This window comes from Chloroflexus sp., from assembly GCF_034432675.1.
Taxonomy (GTDB): Bacteria; Chloroflexota; Chloroflexia; order Chloroflexales; family Chloroflexaceae; genus Chloroflexus.
The window spans coordinates 43,030-54,268 of the sequence record NZ_DAOUBI010000041.1 but is presented as its reverse complement, the minus strand read 5'-3'; the positions used below and the strand labels follow the sequence as shown (position 1 = coordinate 54,268).

General features: G+C 58.5%; 10 protein-coding genes and 1 pseudogene. 2 read left to right on the top strand and 9 right to left on the bottom strand.

Features of this window, described 5'->3' with window-relative positions; all coding sequences use genetic code 11:
- Positions 1–269, top strand: a 269-nt coding sequence (locus tag VAE55_RS03590) for a hypothetical protein (protein ID WP_322814443.1), incomplete at its 5' end; no start/stop codon positions are given.
- Between the two features lie 192 nt (positions 270–461).
- Here the strand turns inward: VAE55_RS03590 and VAE55_RS03585 are convergent.
- From VAE55_RS03585 to VAE55_RS03560, 6 genes and pseudogenes are all read right to left on the bottom strand, one after another.
- Positions 462–686: a hypothetical protein gene (locus VAE55_RS03585; RefSeq protein WP_012259545.1), complete on the bottom strand. Its 225-nt coding sequence runs from the start codon at positions 684–686 to the stop codon at positions 462–464.
- 25 nt (positions 687–711) lie between these two features.
- A complete protein-coding gene (locus VAE55_RS03580) occupies positions 712–1,650 on the bottom strand; it encodes an alpha/beta hydrolase (RefSeq protein WP_322814442.1) in 939 nt (312 codons plus the stop codon).
- Between the two features lie 300 nt (positions 1,651–1,950).
- Complete coding sequence (galK, locus tag VAE55_RS03575) at positions 1,951–3,123, bottom strand: galactokinase (protein WP_322814441.1); 1,173 nt, start codon at positions 3,121–3,123, stop codon at positions 1,951–1,953.
- Between the two features lie 813 nt (positions 3,124–3,936).
- Positions 3,937–4,233 (bottom strand): annotated as a pseudogene (locus VAE55_RS03570) (hypothetical protein); the annotation flags it as partial.
- 161 nt (positions 4,234–4,394) lie between these two features.
- Positions 4,395–5,573 carry an acetyl-CoA C-acyltransferase gene (locus tag VAE55_RS03565; RefSeq protein WP_322814440.1) on the bottom strand — a complete coding sequence of 393 codons (1,179 nt, stop codon included), beginning with the start codon at positions 5,571–5,573 and terminating at the stop codon, positions 4,395–4,397.
- A gap of 267 nt (positions 5,574–5,840) precedes the next feature.
- On the bottom strand, positions 5,841–8,261 hold the full coding sequence (locus VAE55_RS03560) for a 3-hydroxyacyl-CoA dehydrogenase/enoyl-CoA hydratase family protein (RefSeq protein ID WP_322814439.1): 2,421 nt from the start codon (positions 8,259–8,261) through the stop codon (positions 5,841–5,843).
- A gap of 232 nt (positions 8,262–8,493) precedes the next feature.
- On the opposite strand from VAE55_RS03560, the gene VAE55_RS03555 reads away from it, so the two are divergent.
- Positions 8,494–8,934 carry an Rrf2 family transcriptional regulator gene (locus VAE55_RS03555; protein WP_322814438.1) on the top strand — a complete coding sequence of 147 codons (441 nt, stop codon included), beginning with the start codon at positions 8,494–8,496 and terminating at the stop codon, positions 8,932–8,934.
- Positions 8,935–8,954: 20 nt separating this feature from the next.
- Here VAE55_RS03555 and VAE55_RS03550 read toward each other — a convergent pair whose 3' ends face one another.
- From VAE55_RS03550 to VAE55_RS03540, 3 genes are all read right to left on the bottom strand, one after another.
- Positions 8,955–9,806 (bottom strand): DUF2085 domain-containing protein, encoded by an 852-nt coding sequence (locus VAE55_RS03550; protein WP_322814437.1) that lies wholly within the window; start codon positions 9,804–9,806, stop codon positions 8,955–8,957.
- Complete coding sequence (locus tag VAE55_RS03545; protein WP_322814436.1) at positions 9,803–10,348, bottom strand: TlpA disulfide reductase family protein; 546 nt, start codon at positions 10,346–10,348, stop codon at positions 9,803–9,805. The genes VAE55_RS03550 and VAE55_RS03545 overlap by 4 nt, the downstream gene beginning before the upstream one ends.
- Positions 10,349–10,567: 219 nt before the next feature.
- Positions 10,568–10,819 (bottom strand): nucleotidyltransferase domain-containing protein, encoded by a 252-nt coding sequence (locus VAE55_RS03540; RefSeq protein WP_322814435.1) that lies wholly within the window; start codon positions 10,817–10,819, stop codon positions 10,568–10,570.
- Positions 10,820–11,239 lie beyond the last annotated feature (420 nt).

The following is an 11,239-nucleotide window of genomic DNA, read 5'->3' as shown; positions in this document are numbered from 1 at the left end:
TCAGTATGGAGTGCGGCAGCCATGCGGCCGCGCCAGCCGTGCTGCGACCAACCAGCCGTGGGGTAGCGCTGGCTTACAACTTGCTGATGTTCAGTATCTGCGAGTATGCATGGTCGTCACATCAAATCTGGATCGATACTGTTCATTATCGTCGAGGACACTATCTGGTCATTCGCTCCATGTCGTACCCGTTACCATCAGGCTTACCGCTCCGACACGCCCCTGACCGTGAGCGTGCCAGGTACGGCAGCATGGCTGCCGCACTCTAAACGTTGCGCTACGGAATCCTGGAGAGAATATGCTGAAACCTCCACCTTGCCAGCAACGCGGAGGTAAAACCACATCGCACGCTGACGATGGTTGAGCAAGTATCGGGTGTACGCCCCGATTCGGTAAGTTGTGGACGATCTCTCTCCCTCCTACGGGCCGTCGAACACCGGGCGGCCTATGCAAAGGCTGATTTATGACGGGCGTGGGGTGATGTTGGTCACCACCCCCACCACGTAGCTTACCAGCACCTGATCGCCAGGCTGGGGGTTGGGATAGACGCTCTCGGCCCCGATCCGAGCGCGGATCGGTTGCGTTTCACCGGTGTGGTGGAAGGTGACGTCGTAGAAGATTGTGCCGTGAATATCAATCCGCTGCACGCTCAGCAGTACCGCTTCACGAGTGCCGGACAGAATCATTGCGGTTTCCTCTCTGTACTTTTGCTTACCCTGCGCTGTGTTGGCTGTGGCGCTGGGCTATTGTTGCCGGCGCCTGGTCGCTTATCTCCTGAGCAAAACGCCGGATGAAGGTGGCAACCTGGCGTGGCCGTTGCTGTTGCGGCATATGACCGCAGCCCGGCAAGAGCAGCAGGCGCGGGTTGGGCAGATTGGCGCAGAAGAACTCGCGTGATTCGGGCGGCAGGAAGCGGTCGGCCTCGCCCCAGATCAGCGCCGTCGGCACCTGAAGCGCTTGCAGGTCGGCGGGACGCAGCATCGCCTGTTCGTCGAGATGGGCGATGAATTGGGTCACCGAGTCGCGGTGAAAGATTGAGCGCAGGCCGTGGCCGGCCAGGTAGAGCGGCAGCGGTGGCCGGCCATACATCTGGCGCAGAGCCTGCCGTACCGTGCGGGCATCGGCCAGCTCGATGGTGTGCAGAAACGGCTCCCACGACTCGCGCCCACGCAAGATTGCGCCCCCCGGCGCGAGCAGCACCAGCCCAACCACCAGTTCTGGCGTGGCCAGCGCGACCCGAATGGAAATCCACCCCCCCATCGAGTTGCCGACCAGTAACGCCGGTCGTCCGATCACCTCGCGAATAAACGCCTGCACCAGTGCCACCTGCTGCTCGATGGTGGCGTAGTGCTGACCGGGCGGAAACCCACTCAGCCCAAACCCGGCCAGATCGAGCGCATACACCGGCCCAATCGTGGTCAATTGCGGCATCACAAACGACCAGGTCTGGGCGCGGTCAGCGATCCCGTGCAACAGCAGCACCGGCAGATCGCCCGTCCCACGGGCCGGCATAGCGTAATAGTGAGCACGAATCCCGTTCAGACAACGCTCCTGGCTGGTTGCCCCCATACGCAGCAGTGCGCGATGGCTCAACCCATACACCAACGGCAGCGAAACGGTTGACAGTGGTGCAAAGATGCGACCCAGCATACGCTCCTCCCACAAGGGTACTTACGATCTCCTTGGGCGCCTCGTGTCCAGCCTTATTCCGCCGGCACCGGCGCGAGCCCCCCTGATAGGGATAAACGGATGGATGATTGACGATTTGCCGGTCGGCGATACGATATTTCCGCTATAGATTACGCTCCGGCAGGCAGGGCGGTCGTGCAATTGGCGAGAGTGGGTCAGCGCTGAATTGCACCTGCCTGCCCCGTGGCGATTCCGCACCACCAGCGGATGGCCGCTCTGCCGGCTTGCCCCGCGCAGGCGAACCATCCGCAGGGTGAGACCCTATTCCTCTTCACTGGCGTAGACACACGACACCCCGGCGCCAGCGGTGCAGACCAGCGGTTGCAGTTTGCGTCCGGTACGAATGGCATAGCCGTCTACCATCACTGCCACGAACGCATCAACGTGATCGGCGGCTACCAGCGACACTGTGCTACCACCGAAACCACCGCCGGTCATGCGACTGCCGAAGCAACCCGGTGCGGCCAGCGCCAGATCGACGAGCGTATCGAGTTCGCGTACACTCACCCGATAGTCGTCGCGCAAACTTACGTGCGAAGCGACCATTAACTGGCCCATCTTCACCAGATCGCCGGCGGCCAGCGCCTCGGCAGCCGCCAGCGTGCGCTCATTTTCGCTCACCACATGGCGGGCCAGCGGCAGCACATCGGGCGGTAACAGGTGCCCATACGTAGCCAGATCGCTCGAACGCACATCACGCAGTGCCTGAATCTTCCCCAACGCCGGCTTGAGCAGGCGCACCGCTTCTTCGCAACCGGCGCGGCGCTGATTGTACTCCGAACCGGCCAGGCGATGGCGTACACCGCTATCGCACACGACTACCCGCGCTTCGGCGGGAATCGGTACCGGACGATAACTCAAGTCGCGGCAGTCGATCAGCAGCGCATGGCCGGCTTCACCCAGGGCAGCGATCAACTGATCCATAATCCCACACTTGACCCCAACAAACGTATGCTCCGCGCCCTGCGCCACCAGCGCCAGCTCCTCACCGAGCAGGTTGATATTGTTCAGCAGTTGAAACGTATACCCAACCGCCACCTCCAGTGCCGCCGACGACGAGAGGCCACTCCCCGCCGGGACATCGCTATCGATCATCAAATCGGCACCACGCAGCGGCAAATCACGGGCCAGTAACCCTTTTGCCACACCGCGAATATAATTCACCCACTGCCGGCGTTCATCGCGCACAATCTGCTGTAAATCGAACTGATCCTCGTCGCGGAACTTTATACTAAACACCCGCACAATCTGATCGTTGCGTGGCCGGGCCGCCACATAGGTAGCGCGATCCAGTGCCATCGGGAAGACAAAACCATCGTTGTAATCGGTATGCTCGCCGATCAAATTCACCCGACCAGGAGCGCGAGCGATGCGGGTTGGTGGATGACCGAAGTACTGCTCAAATGCAGCGTACAACTTAGATAATTCGTACATAACCTTACTCCAGCAGGAACACCCCGCGAGTGATACGAGCGCTTTGTGTTGTCTTGCGTACTATATCACTTTTTGAGGAAATAGGAGATGGGGAGTGGGGAGTGTTGCGACGCTTGGTGGTGGTGGGCTATGCATTACCAACAACTATCATATAGCGTTAACCATTTGCGCATCAACGGGTATGATCGCCATAGGTGCTGTTTTGGGTGACTGGCCATGTGACAGTGCGCCGCTCTGGCTGTGCCAGCATGTGCTGGATGAATTGCCGTACCCGCTCGTCATGCGCGTGTCGCGCGGCGTGGAGTGTGGCAGCCATGCTGCCGCGGCAGCCGCGCTCACGATCCAGCGCGTGGTACATTGTTACCCATCCTGGTCACGGGGGTGCTGGGTCGGTCAGGCATGAATACGCTACCTGCGCATAGACGTGTGGTTGCACCAGATTCGTGCCTGCCCACCAGCGGCCATGGTCAGCACCTGCCGGCGGTGGCGGTGATGCTGGCACGCGGGCTGGAAGCCTGCGCCACGGGGAGCGCTTGTAGCCCCGCCTAACGCAGCGTGACATTTGGGTGATGTATAGGCGATGGTAGGGCGGGGTGGGGGTATCGCTGGAACGTGGCGCCTGCGTCGATCACCAGACTGATCACGCTGTCGTTGCAAACCGCAATCCCGCACGCCACTCCAGAAGCCGCCAGGTACCCAGATTGTTCGCGTTATCGCGGATGGTGCCGCTGATAAGTGAAGGTAGAAGGGCTGAGAGGTGTGCGCGGAGCACGTACCGATCTAGAGGTATGGGTATAGGGAAGGGTGAGTCGTATTCCACGCCGTCCAGCCGTCGTCAATCGCCTTCCGCAGCGCCAGCCCGCCAGCGATGAGCACCGGCAGCAGTGGCAGATGCCCCGTCGGGTCGGTGTACTTCAGTGGATTGTTCAGCGCATACGCATAGCGGTTCAGGTCCTGCGGATTGACCGGGCCGCTGCCGGCGCTGCGCCACATCCCCTGCGCTGTCGCATCGCTCGGCCAGACGGTGAGCGGCGGGCTGCCGGGAATGATGGTGTCGGCGGAGCGAAACCGCCCGATGGCGGGATCGTCGTATCGTGCATAATAATACACCAATCCACTGGCGTCACGCGTTTGGCCGGTAGACGCTCGATTCGTCGCCGTGATTGGGACGTGGCCGGCCTGGACGGCCGGCACCCGTAGCCCTACCAACAGGGCGGAGGCATAGCCCCCGCCCTGTTATTGATCACCCTGATTGCAACAGGCGTCGTGCCTTAGCCAATCCGCTCGAAAATGCCTGCGGCACCCATACCTCCCCCGATGCACATCGTCACCATGCCGTAACGACCGCCGCGCCGCTCGAGTTCATCGAGGATCTGGACGGTCAATTTGGCACCGGTGCATCCCAGCGGATGTCCTAGCGCAATTGCACCGCCGTTGACATTGACCCGCTCTTCGTCAAGATCGAGCTGGCGGATCACTGCAATTGATTGGGCAGCAAAGGCTTCATTAAGTTCGATCAGATCAATGTCGGCAAGGGTCAGGCCGGCCAGTTTCAGCGCTTTAGGTATGGCAACGACGGGGCCAATCCCCATTACTTCTGGCTCTACCCCGCCGACTGCAAAGCTCACAAAGCGTGCCCTTGGTTTCAGGCCTAGCGCTGCGGCACGTTCAGCACTCATCACGACAACAGCAGCTGCACCATCGCTCATCTGGGATGAGTTGCCGGCGGTAACGGTACCATCGGCGGCAAAGACCGGCTTCAGTTTCGCCAGGGCCTCGGCTGAGGTGTCGGCACGTGGTCCCTCATCACGGCCGAAGACCAGGACACGGCGCTGTGGGCGACCATCTGTCCCTGGCTCGACCAGCTCCACTTCCACCGGCACAATGCTCCGGTCGAATAGTCCGGCAGCCTGGGCTGCCAGTGCGCGCTGATGGGATCGCAAGGCGAAGGCATCCTGCTCTTCACGATCAATTTCAAAGCGCCGCGCTACCTGCTCGGCGGTTAAGCCCATGCTCATATACACTGCCGGATCGTGCTGGGCCAGATAGGGGTTCGGCGAGAACTTATTACCACTCATTGGCACCATGCTCATGCTTTCGGTGCCGCCGGCCACTACAACATCACTTTGCCCTGACATAACCTGGTAGGCCGCCATCGCAATCGTCTGCAATCCCGAAGCGCAGAACCGGTTGACGGTAACGCCACACACGCTGTCGGGGAGGCCGGCGCGTTGGGCGGCGATCCGGGCAACGTTCAGGCCCTGTTCACCTTCAGGCATGGCACAGCCTATAATCACGTCTTCCACCAATACCGGATCAATGCTAGCCCGTTCAATAGCCGCTTTCACGACGATCGCTGCCAGATCGTCGGGACGAACAGTACGCAGCGCACCTCGACCGGCCTTGCCAACTGCCGTGCGTACTCCAGAAACAATCACTGCCTCACGCATTGTGATACTCCTTTGTTCATCGTGAGTGCCATGAGAACCGGGAACGGGTCTCACTTCTGCTTCGGTTACGAAGAAACAGGTCTATATCTTGTTGCCTTTGTAGCACAGGCTATCATCCTGTGCTACCCTGCCGTTCGGCACGAGAACTGTCAGGTTTCCCGGCTAATGGTCTTGAAGATGCCTTCTCCTGATGTCTCCGGTATAACTGCTGCCTCTGCCGTGTGGACGATCATCTCAACGGCAACGTCTCTCAAAAATACATCCGGCTTAATTCCGCAATGGTTTACCGTGCTCGAGCATATGCTGGGCGCGGGCCTGTGTGCGCGGGTCTTTAAGCAATTCGAGAACCATCGCCCGTTCGAGCGCATGCATATACACATCATCAACCCACTGCGGGCTGCTCAGTTCGCCACCACACAGCACGTAGGCCAGCTTGTCGGCAATCACTGCGTCGTATGGCGTGGCAAAGCCGCCTTCACGCATCTGATAGATGGCAATGCGTGCCGCTGCCAGACCATCCCGCCCCAGTGCGTAGCAAGGTTTCGCCGTGACTGCCGGTGTATATCCCTCGGCAACCAGGCGTAACACTTCGCGTTTCGCTTCACCGATCAGATAGTCCGGGTTGAAGACAATCCGGTCGGTTGGCCGTAGCAAGCCCAATTCTTTGGCTTCGTGAGCACTGGTAGCGACCTTCGCCAGCGCAATCGTCTCGAAGACCTGCTGGAAGGCTTTCAGCGGATCACTGCCGTTGCGCACGGCGGCGGCAATAATCCGCCGGTTCATCTCGGTGCAGCCGCCCCAGGCTGGAATCACCCCCACACCGAATTCGACAAAGCCCATATAGGTTTCGGCAGCCGCAACCGAGGCCGCACTGTGCATCGAAAGTTCAACCCCGCCGCCTAATGTCTGGCCGAACGGAGCGCTCACAATAGGTTTGGCGCTATCGCGCATGCGCCGGAACGTCTGTTGAACCAGGGCTGCGTACTCGTCAATATCGTCCCAGGCCCCGGTCATTACCGCTGCACCGACATCGTTAAGATCGAGACCTGCCGAGAAGCGTGGCCCCTGATTGCCGACCACCATGCCAACCCACGGCCCCTGATCCAGTTCGTCGAGAGCCTTAATCAGCATTTCGATCACTTGTCCGCCAATGGTGTTCGCTTTCGAGTGCAGCTCAAAGCACAACACCCCATCACCAAGATCGATGACACTGGCACTCTCATTCCCATGCAGTTCACGTCCAGCCGCTTTGAGCGCAGCCAGATCGATTGCGCGTGAGTCACGCTGGATCGGTTCCAGTCGGCCTGTTGCAACGTTAAAGGCCGCCGGCGTGCCGTCGATCTCACCGTAAAAACGGCCATCGGTGGCAATCAGTTGATCCACCCATGCTGGGAGACTCTCGCCAAAGGCTCGCATCTGGCTCGCCGTTTCCGCGATTCCCATTGCCTGCCAGAGCTGGAATGGTCCCTGCTCGTGGGCAAAACCCCAGCGCATGGCGTTGTCAACGTCGGCAACACTATCGGCAATCTCAGGTAAGCGGCGGGCGGCGTAGGCCATCATTGGGTAGACGGCAGCGGCGACCAATTGGGCACCCCGATCACCTTCGTTGGCCCGACCGAGAATGAAGCGCAGCCGTTCGGGGAGTGCTTTGATCTTACGCGCTGCACTGATCAGTTCATCAACTGCTGCGGTTCCCTGGGGCGGTACGTATTCGAGCGTCTGCAAGTTAAGAGCCCAGAATTCACGTTTCCCATTCTGCCGCATCTCTTTGTAAAAGCCCTGGCCGACCTTCTTCCCCAGCTTGCCGGCAGCCACCAGCTTTTGCGTCAGATCATTCTGTCGATAGACGTCACGACTCTCGTCGTCGGGTATCGCGTCGTACAGATTTGCGGCGACGTAAGCCATCACATCGATCCCGACTTGGTCGAGCAGGCGGAAGCTTGCCGTGTTTGGGCGCCCGATCAGCGGGCCGGTGAGTGCATCCACCTCTTCAACCTGGTAGCCGTGTTGCAGGGCATAATTGATCAGAACCTGTCCGGCATACACAAAGATACGGTTGCCGATGAAGTTGGGGCGATCTTTGCAGATAACTACCCCTTTGCCTAGCCGCTCTTCGGCAAACTGACGGAACGCTGCTACCACAGCCGGATCGGCATCATCGCCGGGAATAATTTCGAGTAGCCGCAGGTACCGTGGTGGGTTGAAGAAGTGACTACCGAAGAAGTGCCGGCGGAAGGATTCACTCCGCCCTTCCGCGATGATTCGTATCGGAATACCTGATGTGTTGGTGGTGACGATGGCGTGCGGTTTGCGCACCTCTTCTAGGCGCGCCATCAAGGCCTGCTTAGGGCCAATTTGCTCGACAATCGCTTCGACGATCCAGTCGCATTCGGCCAAACGGTGAAAATCGTCTTCAGTGTTGCCCAACGTAATTAGTTCGGCACTCCGCTCACTGTAGAGGTTTGATGGCCGAGCCTTGCGCATCCGCTCAAAACCCTGCTGCACAATCCGGTTGCGGACTTGCGGGTGGTTGAGGGTAAGACCTTTCGCTTCTTCCTCTGCGGTAAGTGAAGAGGGTGGGACATCGAGCAAGATGACCGGAATGCCGGTTCCGGCCACCAGAGCAGCAATTGCGGCACCCATTGTGCCGGCGCCGATCACGCCAACGCGCTTGATCTGATAGGTCATTGGGTCCTCCTTGACCATTGCAGCCGCGCTTTCCACAAGCGAAAGCGCTCTCCACATCGTGACGCACAAGTCGGGTTGATGGTTGGTCGCGACCTAACCCTTAGACGCACTGCGTCATGGAATACCCATATCATACCACAAGTTGGCATTTGTTGGAAAGAGGGAATGTTGACGCATGCCGGGCTTATTGCTACAATTGTTGAGTGATCTACTTGACTATATGGAGGGATGCATGCGTATCTCAAGTAAAGGCGATTATGGCCTGCGTGCTCTGTTCGATCTGGCGCAACGGTACGGCGAGGGGCCGATCCAGAGCGAAGCTATTGCCATCCGCCAGGGCATTCCGGTCAATTATCTCAATCAGTTACTCATCACCTTGCGACGGGCCGGTTTAGTCGAGAGTCTCCGTGGGCCGCAGGGTGGTCATCTCCTCGCTCGTTCCCCCGAATCGATTACGCTCCTGGAGGTGCTGACCGTCCTCGAAGGCCCTATTTTACCTGCTGAAGGTGGTCGCGATGATCTTCAGCCTGCCGAGCCGTCAGATCGCGCTGTGATCGATGAAATTTGGAGCGAGTTGCGCACCACCATCGAACGCCGCCTGGCTGCCATCACACTTGATGATCTCTGCCAGCGTAAGCGCAGCCAGGATGGTACGGTGATGTATTACATCTGAAAAGCGAACGGTCTCGTCATCTATATAACAAGACCCATACTCTCCATCCAGAAGCGCAGCCATGACATTGTGCCGGCAATCAGCAGGGTTGGGATAAGGGCAATCGTTGCCGGTCGCGCCAGTTGGCGAATACTGGTCACTTTTCCTTCATACCCCATAAACAGACTGGTTACCAAGAGACACACCAGGTAGAGCACACCGAGGATGCCGAAGAAAGCGAGAAAGGCCAACGGCCAGAAGGTGATGCCCAGGTTGCCGTAAATTGCCGCCAGCGCCAGTAGGTCGATGGCGATGATACCGAGGAGTTCTGTCCAGCGGGTGAAGACCGGCTGCTGCGGATCGACGTTTTGGCGCAGCGTGTTGTTGAGCACGATGTGGAGCATTGTCGCAATCGTGATCCCCATTCCCATCCCGGTGAGCGTGCGCAAGAAGTTGTCAGGCGGGTACCAGTTGGGCAAGCCAAGATCGAGAAACAGCGAGTTGAAGCCATCAACCGCCATAATTGCCACAAATGCCACGAGGGTGAGCGAGATGTGCCACGGCGGCAGCCCTCCGGCCCGTCCCCGTCCAATCGCGTAGAGGTAGATGAAGGTGAGCATGAAGCTTAGGTAGATACCACTGTTACGTGCGCAAAGCGGAAATTGTAACCCACCGACAAAGATGTTGTGCTGCTGTGCACAGATACCATGCACAACCGCATACATCTTCCATTCCAGCGGCATCCCCGGACTGAAGAGGAGCGCGATCAGCAGTGCGCTGAAACTACCAGCGAAGATCGCCCCCCACGGCAGCGAGTGTCGGCTTGCGGCCTGGCGCATTGCAATGCGCTCTCGTGCCATCTGCAGAATCTCATCGGGTGTATATTTGCTCACTGTACCTCCGCTAATCGTTCGGCCAGTCGTTCGGCTGTAAGCGCCCCTACGTGACGAACAGCAATCGTGCCGTCGCTGTTGATAAAGAACGTCGTCGGCAGATTGATCACCCCATACCGTTCACCAATGACGCCATCACGGTCGGTAATGAGCGGAAAGCTGACTCCGACCTTCGGCGCAAACGCACTGATCGCCTCGGTCGATTCATTGCGGTTCACCGCCAGAATGACCAGGTCGGGATTGGTACGTCGCGCCGCGTCGAGCGTCGGCATCTCTTCGACACACGGCAGGCACCAGGTTGCCCAAAAGTTGACAATCACCGGCTTGCCCCGCAGATCGCTCAATTTGTATGTGCCATCGGCCAGGGTGTAGCTAAAGTCGGGGGCCATCTCTCCGGGAATAGCCGCCCAGTCCGGTCGAGTGTCGATCAGACGACTTTCCGCCGCTATTGGTGTATTACCAACTACCAGCGCTTGATTGGGCGCTGCTGTGGTGCCACAGGCAACCAGGATCAGGCTGAGGAGAATGATTAGTCGTTTCATCGTGCAATTAGTTACGTCTGTAGTTCGTACGCTCTTAGGTTTCATTGTACCATGTTTGCTGTGGCAGGTGCAGCTTCACGGAGGAATGGGTTGCGTGTTCGGTGGTGATTACCGACAATCTTCACAGTTCTCGTCCGGCAATAATGCTCGCATGCTGGCCGGGATGTACTTCCGGCAACTGCGCGAATTCTTCACGAGGGTAAACAAATAGCACAATGCCTACCGGAAATCCCATCGGCAAAAATTAGCGACTCGCTCGCATGGCGGCTTGTCGGTTGCAGAGACGATTAGGTAGCGATCAACATCACTACCCGGGGACGGTAAACTATTCGTCCATGAACCAAACCAGATCACACGCTCAATCTGCGGGTGTTCTGATCGCAGTCGGGCTAAGTATTGCTCAACCGCCTGCTCGATACGAGCGCGATCAATTGATTTGATGACGACAGCAGGTGAGAATGGCTTCGGCATATTGGATGGCATCTTTAAGTACCGCCGGGTTGGGCTGTATGCCCATCCCAACACGAAAAGCTGTGCGTTCGTGTTAGCAGTCTGTCACACAGGCTCATAAACGCTTGCCGATCACTAAGAACTGTCTATTCTGCTCCCGACACATCGGTAGGGAAGCGAGCAGCACTGACTATCGGCGATAGTGCCATCACCCGCCGAATTGATTGCCTTAACCGCTTGTCATGCGCATGTCGCATCGTGTAGCGTGCGGCAACCACGCTGCCGCACCGGCCATGCTCATGATCAGGCGTGTGTCATTGATCATACTGCCTATACCCCTATCGCCGCTCTCAAGGCCGCAACGGCCGTACCCATGATCAAGCGCGTGCATGCTATTCACCTTGCCGGTCACGAGGATGATGCGTGTGCTCGTCACGATAC

Coding starts and splice junctions, on each gene's coding strand:
- VAE55_RS03585 (WP_012259545.1), bottom strand. CDS start 686: ATGATTCTGTCCGGCACTCGTGAAGCGGTACTGCTGAGCGTGCAGCGG.
- VAE55_RS03580 (WP_322814442.1), bottom strand. CDS start 1,650: ATGCTGGGTCGCATCTTTGCACCACTGTCAACCGTTTCGCTGCCGTTG.
- galK (WP_322814441.1), bottom strand. CDS start 3,123: ATGTACGAATTATCTAAGTTGTACGCTGCATTTGAGCAGTACTTCGGT.
- VAE55_RS03565 (WP_322814440.1), bottom strand. CDS start 5,573: ATGCGTGAGGCAGTGATTGTTTCTGGAGTACGCACGGCAGTTGGCAAG.
- VAE55_RS03560 (WP_322814439.1), bottom strand. CDS start 8,261: ATGACCTATCAGATCAAGCGCGTTGGCGTGATCGGCGCCGGCACAATG.
- VAE55_RS03555 (WP_322814438.1), top strand. CDS start 8,494: ATGCGTATCTCAAGTAAAGGCGATTATGGCCTGCGTGCTCTGTTCGAT.
- VAE55_RS03545 (WP_322814436.1), bottom strand. CDS start 10,348: ATGAAACGACTAATCATTCTCCTCAGCCTGATCCTGGTTGCCTGTGGC.
- VAE55_RS03540 (WP_322814435.1), bottom strand. CDS start 10,819: ATGCCGAAGCCATTCTCACCTGCTGTCGTCATCAAATCAATTGATCGC.